Here is a 16238-nt window from a genome sequence, read left to right on the forward strand (position 1 = left end):
CTCCGATAAAACATACGGTCTGCCATTATATTCGTACCTTTGTAAGGTGATTTCCTGGAACAAAGTAGGGCATTCTGTAAACTACTCTCACCGTTATGAGAAGTTAAAATAAAGAAAATCAATAAAAACATGTGCAGTCTTTTCGAGCAAACAGACTCCCTTAATCAAAAAGGATATTCCCTATATCAGAATATATGATACAGATTGATGCTTGTAAAAACGGGGATAAGGAAGCCCTCGGAGAACTCTATACGACATACGCCAACAGACTTTTAGGCGTATGTCGGCATTATGTAAAGGATGATCATTCAGCTCAAGATATTTTGCACGATGCATTTATCATTATCTTCATGTCTATCCGAGATTTGAAGGATGAAGCAAAATTGGAAAATTGGATGATAACAATCGTAAAAAATCTATCCTTAAAGTATCTCCAAAGCACAGTAAAAGAAACCATACCCTTGTCGTGTTTGGATATAGAAATCCAAGAAGAAATGAGAGAGGAGCAGAGCAATATTGCATTAGAACGATTGTTGTCAACAATAGAATCCTTGCCAGAGGGAAATCGTGAAGTGTTCAAGCTCTCTGTTTTGGATGGTCTTTCACATAAGGAGATAGGAGAATTGCTCGGCATCAATCCACACAGTTCCTCCTCTCAGTTGTCCAGAGCAAAAAAGACATTGCGTGCAATCCTGATTAACTATGGGGTGCTCTTCCTGCTTCCAATCCTGATACCGGTTTATATCTATTTCATCATGAGAGACAGAACAGATGGGACTTCCGACAATAAACCTACTGCCATAAGCACTCATAAGAATCAATTGAAACGCATTCAAAAAGGATTAGGAACGCTGAAGAAAGAGGAATCAAGATATTCTACCGCGCCAAGTACTGCCGGTAATGATGGAAGAGGCTCTGCCGGTGTGATTATTCCTGAAGGAAATATTACTTCGCAAGTATCAACAGACAGTGCTGAAACAGAACAACGAAAACCGCCATTCAATGTGGACTCTCTGCAAAAACATTTGGCTATAGTCATCGGGACTGACGATTCTTTATACTGCATTCCACAGCCACCACAAGATAAGATGATAGCATTGAATGAAAGAAAGAACTTCAATGTCTGCAATAAGAAGAAGTATCCGTGGACATTCAATTTGGGTTATTCATCTAATGCCGGAGCAAATGGAGCCCTGTCCAATTTGAACTACCTATCAGTAGTAGATTACGCTAACGGTGGGGCTGCGGCCAAATTATATACATGGAATGATTATGTAAATTATTTAGTTCGGAACAGTGCACTGATGGATTCTGTCGAGAGGGCAAAAATGTCATGGATAGCACTGAATAATGCAACAGACGGCAACGCTTCCTTAGGTGAGAAGGCGCACCACTACCGCCCCAAAACCTTTAGTTTGTCGCTCAACAAGCAACTAAGTTCTCATTGGACTTTTGGCACAGGATTGACTTACACAAGAATGAAGTCTGATTTTGAGAGTGAGTTTCATGGTGCAACCTTGTTGAAGACCCAGAAGATCGATTATGTGGGCATACCATTGCGATTGACCTATCGCATATGGAGCAAGGGACGATTCAATGCCTATACGACTGGTGGAGTGACATTCGAGATACCAGTTCACAGTTCACTTGATAAGAAGTATATCATAACGTCTGATTCGTCGTACACGTTAAAGGGCGACATCAAACCATGTTATCAGTGGTCTATGAACTTAGGTATCGGTGTACAATACAAGCTATTCAAGCCTTTCAGTCTGTATTTGGAACCCAACATGTTCTACTACTTCAGAAATAGCGGCAGACTTGAAACTTACCGCACAGAGCATCCGTTCATCATAACGGTGCCATTCGGATTGCGGCTTACTTGGTAAATGGAGAAGATGGGGAATAAAAAGTCATGAATACAGTGCAGTCTTTCAGTAGTTTTCTGCTCTTAACAATAAAAGACAAAACTCAAAAGAAAGAATGTACAGTATTTATGACTACATCCACCATGGAATTGTATTTGTCAATAATGTCATACGCAGACAGCACAAGGAACTGACATCCCTGATGATCTATTCTACAACAAGCTGTCAGTCACGTTGCAAGCACTGCGCCATTTGGAAGAAACCGATAGAAAATCTCAGCTTAGAGGACATCATCAAAATAATGAACAGCAAATGTGTAACGAAACGCACGGTGGTCGGTTTGGAAGGAGGCGAGTTTATTCTCCATCCCGAAGCAGACAAGATATTAGGATGGTTTGACACTAATCATCCCAACTATACGCTGCTGTCCAACTGCCTTGCTGCAGACAAGGTAATTTCTTTCGTAAAGGCTCATCACCCCAAACACCTATACCTATCACTCGATGGCAATAGAGAAACCTATCGCTATATGCGTGGAAGAGATGGATATGGCAAGGTTATTGAAGTTATAGAAGCATGCAAAGGCCTTGTGCCTACCTCACTGATGTTCTGCCTTTCGCCATGGAACTCGTTTGAAGATATGAGGCACGTCATAGATTGTGCCCAACAATACAACATCGATGTGCGTATTGGCATTTACAGCACGATGTCATTCTTTGACACAACCAAAGATTTGATGGAAGCCAACGATACTGATTTTATCCGTCGGATACCCTCTTCCATACATCAAACGGAAGCGAACTTTGACTTTGTTGCCCTGTATGACGAGTGGAAGAACAACCGACTGAAGCTGCGCTGTCATAGCATCTTTAGCGAATTGGTCGTCCATTCCAATGGCGATGTCCCCTTGTGTCAAAACTTAGATGTGATATTAGGCAATATCCATGAGAACACGCTTGACGAGATATTCAACTCAAAAAAGACCTGCGAAGTGCAGTGTCAGCACTCCAAAGCGTGTAATCAATGTTGGATTAACTATCATCGTAAATACGATATTATCCTGTTGAGAAATTTAGAAAGAATAATGCCCAAACGGCTGATAGAGCTGTTTTATGGGAAATATCAATGGACCAGCAACAGGCAAACCACCTATAAGAAACATTTCAAACGAATAACAGCATAGCTAAAATGGAATATTTAGATAACATCATAGACAGATACAAGCGCATACGCAGCATGAGAGAACTGCGCCACACCTACACACAGCAGTATGCTCTTGTTGGTTTTGGCAATCATTGTGCAAACAACTTGTTGCCCGTCATACAGCATCTTCAGTTGCCACTGAAATACATTTGTTGTACCTCGGAGAAGAAAGCCGAGCTGATTTCGCAAAAGTACCGGGGAGTCAAAGGTACAACTTCTTTGCAGGATATCCTGCTTGATGACACAATCGCGGGAGTCTTCGTGACAGCTCATCCGCATTCACATTTCCAGATTGCAAGCGAAGTTATCAAAGCAGGCAAGTCCTTGTTCATAGAGAAACCTCCCTGTGAGAATGAAAGGGAATTGAAAACCTTGACAGATACGATTAAGCTATATGGCGCAAAACTTATCATCGTAGGACTACAAAGACGCTTTGCCCCTGCTACTCAAATCCTAAAAAAGCGATTGAAAGGCGAAACCATACGGCATTACCATTATCGCTATCTGACAGGATTATACCCTGAAGGAGATATTTTGTTTGACCTGTTCATTCATCCTCTTGACTATGTAACATTCCTTTTTGGAGAGGCTAAGATAAAGAGTTTGGATGTTATTCGCAGTAGAGATGGTGGACAGACCTTATTCCTTATATTAGAACACCAAGAGATAACAGGCATGTTGGAACTCTCAACAGATTACTCTTGGCAAGATGCACAGGAACAGTTGAGCATCAGTACGGACAAGGGACTGTATGTATTGGAAAAAATGGAGCAACTTGATTTTACTCCGAGACGCTCTGCAGTATTAGGAATTCCGTTGGAGAAAGTCTTTCCAAACAATGTGGCGACGATTTGTCTCTACGGAAGAAACAACTTTGTCCCAACAATGGCGAACAACCAAATAGTTTCACAAGGGTTCTTCTCTGAAATCAAGACTTTTGCCGATAGGGTTGAAAACTATCATGAGGGCAATCACGCTTTGGGCTTGGAAAGTGTCAGTCACGTTTATTCGTTAATGACAGAAATACATAACTACACCAGCAAGAAATCATAGAATATCACGTTTATATAAATCATAACATTCTAAATTCATTTAATGATGAAAAATATATTTTATAGCCTGCTGTGCATCATTGCACTGTCAGCATGTTCATCAGAGCATATCGCTATTGAGACATTAAGCGTTTACGATGTGGCAAATTCCACTTGCAAGTTAACTCTTTCTCCAACAGAGACACGTCCCGACTTCTATGCAAAAAACAATATTGTGCCCACAACATTAAGCATAGCGTTGGGCAAAGACGGCATAGCCCAATGTATGATAGAAGATGTGAAAGGCAACTGCGCCATAAGAAATATTTATGTAAACATCGCTCATCAGGATCATCAGATTACCCTTGTCGTGTACCACAATGTCCTTGACGCGCTTGCCGATTGCATTTGCAAATACGATGTTCGTTTTAAGATGAGCACATTGACAGCAGACAGTTATCAGCTGAAAGTATATTATGCCAAACCGAATATGAAATATGATGCTTCTAATATCGCATACAATGGACTGATAAACATTGTTCAGAATAAGACTATCTCTGTAAAATTCAATCCAGAAGTAAGCTTGCCAGAGAATTAAAGTGGCTCGTGGACCACTATACATTGCGGCATCCATCAAACGCGTCAAGTTTGCGACTATACATCGCTTGCATAGTGCCAAACGCGTCAAGTTTGCGACTATACATCGCTTGCATAGTGCCAAACGTGTCAAGTTTGCGACTATATTTTGCTTGCATAGTCCCAAACGCGTCAAGTTTGCGACTATACTTTGCTGCATAGTGCCAAACGCATCAAGTTTGCGACTATACATCACTTGCATAGTGCCAAACGCGTCAAGTTTGCGACTATACTTTGCTTGCATAGTGCCAAACGCGTCAAGTTTGCGACTATACATCGCTTGCATAGTGCCAAACGCGTCGACTTTGCTGACGCTCCTGCAATCATGTCAGCAAAAGAGGTTTGGACGGCGGCATACTTTGCGGCCTCTCCTTTGGCGCTATACGGGTGCATAGGGCAACATGAAAACAGCCGTTCCACGATGTGTGGAACGGCTGCTCTTTGAAAGAAGCCCGAGCTTAATGCTTCCTTTTCAGCGTGAAGCGCAGATAAGTGCCGCTAACCGTCAGCACAGGTTTCTTGGAATTAAACATATAATCGGTGAACGAGGGTAGGAAGTCTTTCGGCTCATAGTCAAACAGATAAACGTCTAACAGCAACTCCTTCGTATCGGGGTCTACATAGTTGCGCAACCCCACCCAACCCTCGCGGTCGGTGCTTTGTTGGGTGGCACTGAAATAGCGGTTGACATTGTCGACCTTCATGATTTGCACCTTCGTTTTGCGACCTATTCCGACGCGAAGGGTATATTCACCATCAAACCTTCCCACGGCGGTGGGTTGGAAATAGTGTTTGCAATAGGACTCCAACGAGGTGGTGAGCTGATATTTCCCCGGGGCAATTCGCGTGAAAGTATAGCTATCGTTGGGCGAACCGTCGGGGATGTTTTCATACTCACTGTCCTGCATTGAGCTTCCCCAAGTTTCGATAAACGCTTTCTTGCCATACTCAAATTTGTTCATCACCCACTCACCTTCCACTTCGTAGGCATAGCTTGTGATAATATTGAGCTGATGAACGGGGTAACGACCTTGATAGAAATGGTCGGCTTCGGAGAGCTTTGGACGGAGCACGATGAGGTTGCGGTGGGCATCGCGCTGCAAAATCTTGATAGAAAATTTAGCCGTGTGACTTCCAACGCGAATGGTATCGGTAGAATTGACGAGCTCGAAATCGCGCCCTTCAACTGCTGTTGAACTGGGATCGACCTCAAGTTCGACCGGCGTTTTCTCTTCAACATTATAGTATTTTCCTGTCTCCGTGGAAAACAAGTCTAATGCCACCTCGGCCGATGCGCCCACCTGTTCGGACGCGGTGAGGAAGGAATAGAGCAGTTTGGGCCGCGGCGACATGTCGAGAATGGTCGTGACTGAGGCATCATCGGCTAAGCGTATGACGACGGTTTTCGCTGTGGTCACGCTACGCAGCGGCGTGATGGTGATGGTGAGCACTTCACTGTTGCCACCCACGACAAACTTGTCGGCCGACACTTTGTAGTCTTGTCCGCGCACGGCCGTGCCTTCAAAGACCACCGGCAACACCTTGGCCTCAGCCGATTTCTGCGCCACGAAGAGTTTTACTTCAACGGGTGATGACGTGAGCGAATAGATGCGCCGCTCGAAACGCATGCTGGGTACTTCGACTTGCTCGTCAGAACAGGCTGCCGTGAACAATGCCGACAGGACGAACAGGAAATAAAGAAATCGTTTCATATTGCAGTTCCTCCCTATTGATTCATGCTTTTATTATATTCGTTGGCAATGCTGTCAAGCTCGTTGCGTTCTTCTTGCGAGAGCGTTTTGGGCTCGGGCATCTTGTAGGTTGTGCCATATTTGTCGCGCATAGGCGGAACATCGTCGGTGTGTTGGCAAGCAGTGATGGCTACAAGAGCTTGTGCCACGAGGAAGAGGATCAATATTTTTTTCATTGCTGTTGTTGTTTAATTATATAAAACTTCGGTGTAACCAGGGTTCTGTACGAGCCCGGGGTTTACTTGTAAATCGGCCGGTGGCAGCGGAAAAGTGTACATAAACTTCTCGGTGGTGTATTTCAATCCGTTGCTTGTGGCCCAAAATTCCGGTCGACCGTTGCGCTTCAGTTCGAAAAATCGGTCGCCTTCTAAGTAGAGTTCCTTGCGGCGCTCGTTAAGAATAGCCTGCATCAGCGTCGTGAGAGCGGTGCCCGTGCAGTCCACTTTGATGTTTTCGTCGGCATCAACAGGCGGCAGTGTGCCCATGGTGTAGGCGGTGTAGGGACTGATTCGATGAGCACGAAATTCGTTCAACATACGCAAGGCTTCGGTTCGATTGCCAAGATGATAGGCACTCTCCATCGAAATGAGATAGAACTCTGCGGTGCGAAGTCCCGAGAAAAAGCGCTTGTTGTTCAGACGTCGTTTGTTGAAATAGAGCGTGTAGCGAATGTCTTTGTCTTTTTCGGCAAAGAGTTTCACAAAACGTGCGCACAAGGGGCGCGCCATAAAATAGGGATTGAGATGGCTGAAAGCATGGTCTGAAACGGGCGAGCGATCGCAACGCAGCAACATATTGCCCGCCAAGCCGTCGACAGCCTCTTCCATCTTCTTGTAGTCTTCGCCGCTGAGCAGCGGATGAGCGGCAACGAGTTGGTCGGCATATTGTTTGGCCTCGGCGAAATGGCCCGTCCAAAAATAAAGTCGTGCCAGCAATCCCTTCACTATTTCGGGCGTGAACAAATAGACATCGTTCTTGATGTTCTTGCTCATAGCCGTCTTGAAATCGCTTTCGACCTGTTTGAATGTTTCTTCATACGAACTGCGATTGGGCTTTGCTTCCATATCGAAACCCGTCACGATAGGTACCCCCAATGGTTTGGCAGCAGCTCCAACGGGTTCACAGTACATGCGGAGCAACTGATAATAGGCTAATCCACGCAGCGCATAACAAGCGCCAATCAGCTGCTGTCCGTTCTCGGTGTCACGTCCTGTCTCATAGTTATCTAAGATGATGTTGCAACGACTGATGACACGATAAAAACGCTCATAATAGACAGAAGCTTCATTTGTGCCAAGCAAGTTGCCCACATAGTAAGCCATATTGGAAGAGGGACTCGTGAGACTGGTCTCCATATTGTCGCCATAGGTTTCGAAACTCCTAACCATTTCGTTGTTGAAGAAAAGAGCGCCCGCCCCGGTTTCGCCCGTGTTGGTGCCATCGATTGCTGTCAACATCTCGGTTACGAGCGCTTGATATTCTTCGGTTGTTTTGGGAACAGTTCTCCCATAGGGCTTGATATCTAAGAAATCGCCACACGACGTACACAACATGCACAACGTGAGCAGACCTGATACGAGGACAGACAAGCCTTTTTTATGATTGAAAACAAACATATTCATTCTGATTTTATAGTTAAAGACCTACGTTAATTGTAAACGAGAAAGAACGGCTGATGGGATAAACGGCACCCGGCGTTTCGGGGTTCAGACCCGAATACTTGGTGATGATAAAGAGATTTGAACCCGTAATGGCTGCGCCGAGAGAAGTCAATCCCAAGCCACGTGTAATCTTTTCGGGCACGCTATAACTCAAAGTGGCCGAACCTAATTTGAAATACGATCCATTCTCGTAGAAAATACCCTCGGTGATGGACGAACTTTCGTTGGGCAACCCCAAATCAATATTGAGCCGTTTCCCACGAGAATCAACCAACCTTGGATAGCCATTGGTCGCAGGATTGGCCTCTGTCCAGCGATGAGCAGCCTCTTTCGGCTTATTCAAATGCGCAGTATAAAGGTCGCTACGCTGTGTCTGTGGACGATTCTGTGCACTGGCATTAATGCTGTTATAGGATATCGGAGACTTGATTTCAGAACTGATTTTTGCACCTAAAGAAAAGGATGAACTGATGCTCAGCGTGAACCGATTGTAGGAAACGTGGGTTGAGAAACCGCCGTTCCAAGGTGCATTGGCTGTGCCGCGATAATAAAGATAGTTGCGGTAGTTGCGCCAATCGCTCGAATTATTGATGACAGCATCGGGGCGGAGTTTGAAAGTATAATAACCGGTAAAGGGGTCGATGCCCGTGTTTTTGCCAGTGATGATTGCGCCCTGAGGATAATCAAGCAGAATAGAACCGAAAGTGCTGAAGCCATTATTGGGGGCATCATACTTGGAAATAAAGTTTTGGTTGTAGGAGATGTTTCCCGAAACGCCCCACACCATTTTCTTTGTTTTAATGGGCGTAGCGTTCAACGACACTTCAAAACCTTGGTTAATCTGCTCGGTGGTGTTGTAACTCTGGCTCGTGAAGCCCGTTGTTGAAACCGTTCTGACGGATGTTATCATGTCATAACCGCGACGCCGATAAACAGAGATATAAAGTCCGATGCGGTCACGAAGGAAACCCATATCGAGCGAGGCATTCAAATCGTGGGTGTGCTCCCAACGAAGTTTCGGATTAGGTGCATTCTTAATCGTGCCAACACGATAATTGTCATCCCCTACCGTGCGATAATAATTGCCATAATCCATCATAATCTGCGGATACACACTTTTGTTAACACCACCCGTTAGACCAGTGGATATGCGAATGGTGGCTCGATTTATAACCGGTTTTATGGCATTAAAGAAAGCCTCTTCATCCATATTCCATGCCAATCCTGTCGACCATGTGAGATTGAACTGCTCTTTACTACCAAAGTTATTGGAACCATCTGAGCGAACAGTTGCATTCCAAACATATTTATTATTATAGACATAATCAAGAGCACTGTAGAAAGAGGCAAAGGCATTTTCTATCTTAGAGTAAGTGTTCAACCCATTGATGATCGAACGGTAGGAATCTCTTTCGGCTGCTGTCAATGCGCCATTGCTGCCCGTTCCGAGATAGAGCGGTGTGTTATGCTGGCCGGTCAACGGGTCGTAACCATACATTTTGCTGCCCATAGAACTGGCTCTGTTATAGCGAACCTCTGTTCCGGCAATGGCATTGATACGATGTTTCTCGGCAAGCGTAATTCCATAATTGGCCTGTAAACGTGCCAACCAACTTAGATTGCGACTCTCGGCCTGTGTGAAAGAACCGTATGTGCGATAAGATGCGCTGTTAGCACCCTCGAAAGGGCGGTCTAACCATGCACTATAGGTGGCTGCCCCTATCTCGTTGGTCGAATTATCATTGCTAAAAGTAGCAGAAGCCAAGCCGTAAAGACGGAAGCCGGCAAATGGACGCCAAGTGAAATCGCCCCGCAAGGTGGTTGTTGAGCTGATTGACTTGAGCGCTGTTTCATCAATCTCACGCATCACGTTGATGCCGTTTTTGGGAAGATAATTGAATGAATCGCCATTCGCATTCACCATAGAGAAATAGGTTTCATCGGCCTGATAGCCCCCATCGGCATTGTAGAGCCTTTCATAGGGGTTGGCAAAATAGGCATACTTATAAATGTTAAAGGCTTCGCTTGGAGAATGGCTCTTTAAATAAGAAAAGTCTATCGATAAACCATAGGAAAGAATTTGCAGCGGATTGCCGTTGAATTTGGCGCTCATCATAAAGCTATCTGCACCAGTTCGCTTCACAATACCATTGTTAGTTGTGTAGCCTCCGCTAATATAATAGGTCTGCTTGTCTGTTCCGCCACTTAGCGAGATATTATGTGAAGTGGAAACCGTGGTGCGGAACAATGTCTTGAACCAATCGGTAGACGTTTGTCCTAAAGCATCAATATAAGCATCTTGCTGGGCTTTGGTCCAACCTCTGAAGCGTCCGTAGCCCGAACGAATCTGACCAACGATACCGATAACGGGATAATAGGTGCCGGCTGCATAGCCTTTTGCCGAGAACTCATCCCAAATACTTTGCTCATAGGCGAGCTTCTCACGCGAATTCATTAAATTATCATCGCGGATGGGTGCACTCTGAATGCCAAGACTACCACTATAGTTAATGCTCATCCTGCCTTGTTGGCCGCGCTTGGTTGTGATAACAATAACACCCGCCTGCGCCTGCGAACCATAGATGGCTGCTGCAGAAGCGTCTTTCAACACAGTGATGCTCTCAATATCCTGCGGATTAATACCGGCCACACCATTGGCATAAAGCATGCTGAAATCACCGCTACGAATATAGCTTGAGCCAGCTGTAGGTATATTCTTTTGAATGGGCACACCGTCGACAACCCACAAAGGTTCGCTGCTCCCGGTGATACTCGACACACCACGCACACGAATCTTGGCCGAAGCTCCCGGCTTTCCAGACACCGCTTGCACGCTGACGCCCGTCAACTTTCCTTGAAGTAGCATATCAACATTCTTCAACGGAGCATCGTTGAGATCTTTACCCGTAATCATGCTCACCGAGCCGGTGGACTTACGCACGTCCGTTTGTGTGTAGCCCGTTACGACAACTTGATTCAGCGTGCGCTCGTTGCTCTGCAACACGAAATTGCCCGATAGGGGTTTCGACACTTTGACCACGCGCGATTTCATGCCAAGATAGCTCACCGTAATGTGGGTGTCGCGCGGAACCCACAGCGAAACCGTTCCATCTAAATTTGCAATCACGCCGACAGGCTTTCCGGCAACCTTGACAGAAGCACCAGGAAGGGGCTCCCCACTCTCGTCGACAACCGTTATGTTAACCAACACGTCTGCATCACTATGACCATTCTGTGCCTGTAATTGCCAAACTGACAACAGACAAAGCGCCATGAGCAGCAGGAGTTTAAGTCTTGTCTTCATCTTTTTGTTTCCTCTTTCTTGATGTTATGATGATATAATAATAAACTATTACGTCGCAATAGCCATGCCTATTCATGCGTCAGAATATTGACATCCCGGGAGGTTGGGTGCATTAAATTCTCCATAAAATAATAACGCATGAGGTTTTGATAATAGGGACTCCACACACCATGGTCCTTTCCGGGCAACACCATCAACTCAAAACGCTTACCTTTTTTAATCAATGCGTCGACCATTCTGAGCGTAGAAACGGGCGGGACATTGTCGTCGACATCGCCCGTCACCAGCATGAGCTTTCCTTTCAAGTTGCCGGCCAGCTCCATATTGGTGGGAATGCTCCCACGCTTGCCCAACCCATGATAGGTTTCGCCCCACCATTGAATATACTGATTGTTATCATGATTGCCCGAAGCGCTGAAGGCCACCTTGTAGAAATCGGGATAAGAAAGTATGGCTGTTACGGCCATAAAGCCTCCACCGCTGTGTCCACAGATGCCAACACGATTTAAATCTATAAACGGATAGCGATGCGCCAACGTCTCTATCGTGTGCTTATCATCCGCAATGGGATAATCGCGCAGATTGCCATAGCCGAAACAATAGAAGTCGTGACCGCGCAAGGGCGAAGAGCCACGGGGCTGAACGTTAATCACAACAAAGCCCATCTCGGCCAAACTCTGATTGCCGGCATCGTCAAGCGTGAAACTTCGGGGAATTTGATCATCTTGTGGACCAGGGTAAACAAACGAGATAATGGGATATTTCTTCGTCTTGTCAAGATGAGTGGGCAAATACATCACTCCGTAAAGAGGAGTCTTTCCGTCTGCAGCAGGCACATCAATCAACACCGGTGCCTGCCAACCGGCCGCCTTTAAATCTTTATCTGTGCAACGTGCGAATTCAAAATGCTTTGTAGGCGCATCAACATCAACCACATTATAAACGGTGGGCATATCCATTCGTGAATAGCTGTCAATGGCAAATCTGTGGTCCTCGGAGAACTGCAATTCATGCGTTCCGTTGCCATACGTCAGCGTTTGTTGGCGCTTTCCATTCAAATCGGCCACATAATAATAGGCATATTCAGGGTCATAAGCCTGACGATCACCATAACCGATGAAGACAAGACGCCGCTTTTTCAAATCAAGATATTCGATGCGCCCTGCAACCAACTTGTCGCCTTGCGTGATACGTCCTTTCAATCGTCCGTTGCCATCATAGAGATAATAGTTTCCACGCCCCGTTCGTTCACTCCACCAAATAATTTCACGCCCTTGATGGAGGAGGCGATAACTAAACAAATTGATATTTAAATGGGGCTTACACACCTCTTGTATAACCACCGACACCTGCCCTGTAGGCAGATGGAGCTTGCAGAGTTCGAGTGTATCGACACCCCGATTTCGACGTGTGAAGTAAAGATTTTCTCCGCAATCCTCGTAATTGAGCTTCACTTCCTGGTCTTTAAACTTCTCAATCGGCAGCAAACGACCTTCACCCGTGTCGGCATTAAACCAATATAGTTTGTATTGCCGCACATTCTTTTCATCGGGCAGCGGCATGTGTTTGGTCTTCAAACGCGGGCGATCGCCATGCAAGACATCAATAAGATAGAGATTGCCCACCTTAGAGTCGTCGTTCATCAGATGAATATACACGTGTCCGCGCCAGTTTCCCATGGCATTGCCTGCACGAAGCGTATCCTTGGCCGATGTAAAGCAATAGGAAGCACCCTCTTTCCCATCGAAAGTCAGTTGGCGGATTTGCCCCGTCCGATTATTCCTGACATGCAGATTATATTTATCGCCAAGCATGGTGAAGAGCGAGTCCTTCGTATAAGCGCCACTACTGAAAGAGCCTTCGCGATGTGTGGCCCCGCCTTTTTCTGCCGGTCGGCTATCCCATGCCAACCGCTGGGTCGCCCGATCATAAACCAAACGCTTCTGTGAGCGCGTCCAGTAGAAATACCGGCTATCATTATTTTCTAACGAAAGCCCATATAACCGCAGCTTATCGGCCTTCATGGTGGTATCGCCTGTGAGCGTTTGATACTGCACAGCGAACTGCTGTTGATCGTTGATGAGCGGCTCCTGCCGACCCGTTCGCGCATCCACCAAATAGTAACGGCCATACTGCTCATACATCAAGAAAGAAGAGCCTTTGAGCCAAGAGGCCGAAATGCTGCTTCGACGATAAACCTCCTGCAACGCATTTTCCTCTTGCTGTGCGACACGTTTCCAATCAACCGTCTGTGCAGAAAGCGAGCATGCCAACTGCACAAAGAACACGATGAACAACTGTTTCCGCATCATAACTAAGGCATTAAACGTTTTACGGCTGCTGCCGCATCCACCAATTTCAATCCATGCACGTGGTGTGCCGTCTCTATCAGAATGCACTTCAGCTGCGCCGCCTTCACCTTGGGGAAGTAACTTCTAAGCATTGCGGCTATGCCTGTAACCACAGGAGCCGCCACACTGGTGCCATTGGCAAAATCTTTCTTGTCGCCAGGATATATGCCCGAGATATATTCGCCTGGTGCATAAAGGTCAACTTTATGTGCACCATAATTGGAGATAGACGAACGGCTGCCATCCATCGCCGTACCGCCCACGCGAATAAAGTTGTCAAACGTTTTACCTTTGGCATCAACTGCGGCAGGAAAATAGTCTACCGAATCGATATTTAAATGGTTGTTACCGGCTGCTGCAATTACTAAAACATCGTGTTTAGCAGCATAGGCAATGGCTTCGTTCACCATTTCAGGATGCGGTGAAGTGTATTTTCCAAAACTCAGATTCACCACCTTAGCCCCGTTATCCACGGCATAGCGAATGCCCGATGCCACATCTTTGTCGTACTCATCGCCCTCAGGACTTATCCGAATGGCCATCAAACGTGCTTGAGGCCACACACCATTGTAGCGCACATCGTCAGCTACAACACCGGCTACAACAGAGGCTACGAAATGCCCATGCTCCATTCCCTCGATGTTCAGCTGGTTGTTGCCATAGAAACGGTCGGTGGCATCGTCCAAACGATCGCCCATCAACAGCCGCTTGTCTTGGTCGCATTCAATACCGCGAATGCGCTGTTCCATCTGTACGAGCGCAGCTTGCTGCTTCGCCACATAGCTGTTCCACAAAGTTGTCTTCGGCGTGCGATATAAATCGGTCATCGCAGCCTGCACAAAAGAATTCCGAATGAGCGTATCGCCCACTTGCACACGCATCACACCGCCCATCGTGAGCGTGTCAACAGCCACGTGGTCCGTCCGCAACAAACTGTCCATCTCATGGATGAGCCTTTGTTTACGCGCCGTAGCCTCATAAAACATCAGATAGGAATTGATTTTGGCCTTGCGCCGCATCTCCACATAATAGGCATATTCAGCACGGTTGGAGTCGGGCACCTCGGCAGCCAATTTCACATATTTATATTTGGGATAGAGGCGTTTAAACTGCCGATATTCCTCGGTTCCGGCACTGGTCATATTAAATTTTCCATCTTTCGTGCCCAGAAAATTCCAGCCATGCACATCATCCACATAACCGTTGCCATCGTCATCTCGCCCGTTGAGCTTTTCCTTTGCATTGGTCCACAACACCGACTTCAACGCACGGCTATCTACATCAATACCTGAATCGACAATACCCACCACCACCTGACGCTTGACTTTGGCATGCCGCAACTGCAAATAGTGTTGCGCTGCCGTGATATGGGCACCTTTCAAACTGTCGTTCCATTGTTTATACCAGCCGGCATACACATCATAGGTAGGCGTTTGCGCCAATGCTACCGCAGTAGAGAGCAACAACATGCCACCGAGCAAGTGTCTCTTCATTTTCAAATCTTTCATTCTTCTTCGTCGTCTTTATTTTGCGTATAAAGGCTCACTCAAAACCAACTTGTCTCCTCTATCCAATAACAAACAACAAGCAGATGGCAAGTTTTCCTTTTATTTGGTTACAAAATTAACATAAACAATTGAAATATGCAACAAAATAGCTTCCCCATCAATGATTTTTTTGATGAATTTTATCGGAAACAGCTCCATCGTATGAAGAATTTTCATCGCATACAGCCTGAAAATAAATAAATCTTCCCGAAGGTTTTCATCAAACACTAACAGCAACGATATATCTCAAACGTGTCGCTTTCGCTGATATACTTTGCAATTTGTATGCTGTCGAAGGTATAAACAATAGCATACTTTGTTGTTATGTCTGCGAAAGAAGTTCGAACAATTCAAGACCGCATAAAACGAATGTTTGCAACAACGTATTGGGTAGATGGGCAACAGAAGATAATAATGCACATGGGATAAGATAATGTTAAGAAAACGCTATATCATCGAGTGCATCTGGTGGCGGCGATATTCAAGATTACTCAAAATGAAAAAGACCTCAGAGATTTCTCTCCAAGGTCTTTGATTGAAAAAAGGCGGCTACCTACTCTCCCGCATTGCCCTATTGAACACGGTGTACCATGGTGTATGGACGGTACGGTGACAGCAATTTTCCATATTGCACAAAATAACAACTAAAAAAGCGTTCACTTGATTGCTCAAATGAACGCTTTGATTGAAAAAAGGCGGCTACCTACTCTCCCGCATTGCATTGCAGTACCATCGGCGCAAGTGGGCTTAACTTCTCTGTTCGGAATGGGAAGAGGTGGAACCCCACCGCAATAACCACCTGATAAAGGGGTTGACATGATTTTCACAAGCTGTAAACTGTGGTGTAAACACTTCTGGGTTCTTTCTTTTTTTGCTTGAACAACTC

General features: G+C 45.8%; 11 protein-coding genes and 1 rRNA gene. 4 read left to right on the plus strand and 8 right to left on the minus strand.

All coding sequences use genetic code 11. The annotated features are described in order from the left end of the window. Positions 1–194: 194 nt before the first annotated feature. From HMPREF9431_RS06445 to HMPREF9431_RS12360, 4 genes are all read left to right on the plus strand, one after another. Positions 195–1889: a sigma-70 family RNA polymerase sigma factor gene (locus tag HMPREF9431_RS06445; protein ID WP_004380385.1), complete on the plus strand. Its 1695-nt coding sequence runs from the start codon at positions 195–197 to the stop codon at positions 1887–1889. Positions 1890–1983: 94 nt separating this feature from the next. Next, a complete protein-coding gene (locus HMPREF9431_RS06450; RefSeq protein WP_004380386.1) occupies positions 1984–3051 on the plus strand; it encodes a radical SAM protein in 1068 nt (355 codons plus the stop codon). Positions 3052–3056: 5 nt separating this feature from the next. Further along, positions 3057–4124 (plus strand): Gfo/Idh/MocA family protein, encoded by a 1068-nt coding sequence (locus HMPREF9431_RS06455; RefSeq protein ID WP_004380387.1) that lies wholly within the window; start codon positions 3057–3059, stop codon positions 4122–4124. 45 nt (positions 4125–4169) lie between these two features. After that, positions 4170–4700, plus strand: a complete 531-nt coding sequence (locus tag HMPREF9431_RS12360) for a hypothetical protein (RefSeq protein ID WP_004380388.1) — start codon at positions 4170–4172, stop codon at positions 4698–4700. Between the two features lie 16 nt (positions 4701–4716). On the opposite strand, the gene HMPREF9431_RS13235 is transcribed toward HMPREF9431_RS12360, so the two are convergent. The 8 genes from HMPREF9431_RS13235 to rrf form a co-directional block, all read right to left on the minus strand. Then, positions 4717–4857: a hypothetical protein gene (locus HMPREF9431_RS13235; protein ID WP_231287732.1), complete on the minus strand. Its 141-nt coding sequence runs from the start codon at positions 4855–4857 to the stop codon at positions 4717–4719. Between the two features lie 339 nt (positions 4858–5196). Further along, positions 5197–6450 carry a hypothetical protein gene (locus HMPREF9431_RS06465; RefSeq protein WP_004380389.1) on the minus strand — a complete coding sequence of 418 codons (1254 nt, stop codon included), beginning with the start codon at positions 6448–6450 and terminating at the stop codon, positions 5197–5199. A gap of 14 nt (positions 6451–6464) precedes the next feature. Continuing rightward, on the minus strand, positions 6465–6665 hold the full coding sequence (locus tag HMPREF9431_RS06470) for a hypothetical protein (RefSeq protein WP_004380390.1): 201 nt from the start codon (positions 6663–6665) through the stop codon (positions 6465–6467). A 12-nt stretch (positions 6666–6677) separates the two neighbouring features. Then, entirely contained in the window at positions 6678–8111 is a 1434-nt protein-coding gene (locus tag HMPREF9431_RS06475) for a RagB/SusD family nutrient uptake outer membrane protein (protein WP_155812962.1), read from the minus strand. 13 nt (positions 8112–8124) lie between these two features. Then, a complete protein-coding gene (locus tag HMPREF9431_RS06480) occupies positions 8125–11454 on the minus strand; it encodes a SusC/RagA family TonB-linked outer membrane protein (RefSeq protein ID WP_040560958.1) in 3330 nt (1109 codons plus the stop codon). Between the two features lie 68 nt (positions 11455–11522). Next, entirely contained in the window at positions 11523–13763 is a 2241-nt protein-coding gene (locus HMPREF9431_RS06485; protein WP_004380393.1) for a S9 family peptidase, read from the minus strand. A gap of 5 nt (positions 13764–13768) precedes the next feature. Next, positions 13769–15298 (minus strand): S8 family serine peptidase, encoded by a 1530-nt coding sequence (locus HMPREF9431_RS06490; RefSeq protein ID WP_231287735.1) that lies wholly within the window; start codon positions 15296–15298, stop codon positions 13769–13771. A gap of 744 nt (positions 15299–16042) precedes the next feature. Then, positions 16043–16155 (minus strand): 5S ribosomal RNA (gene rrf, locus HMPREF9431_RS06495). Between the last annotated feature and the right edge of the window lie 83 nt (positions 16156–16238).

Source organism: Segatella oulorum F0390, from assembly GCF_000224615.1.
Classification (GTDB): domain Bacteria; phylum Bacteroidota; class Bacteroidia; order Bacteroidales; family Bacteroidaceae; genus Prevotella; species Prevotella oulorum.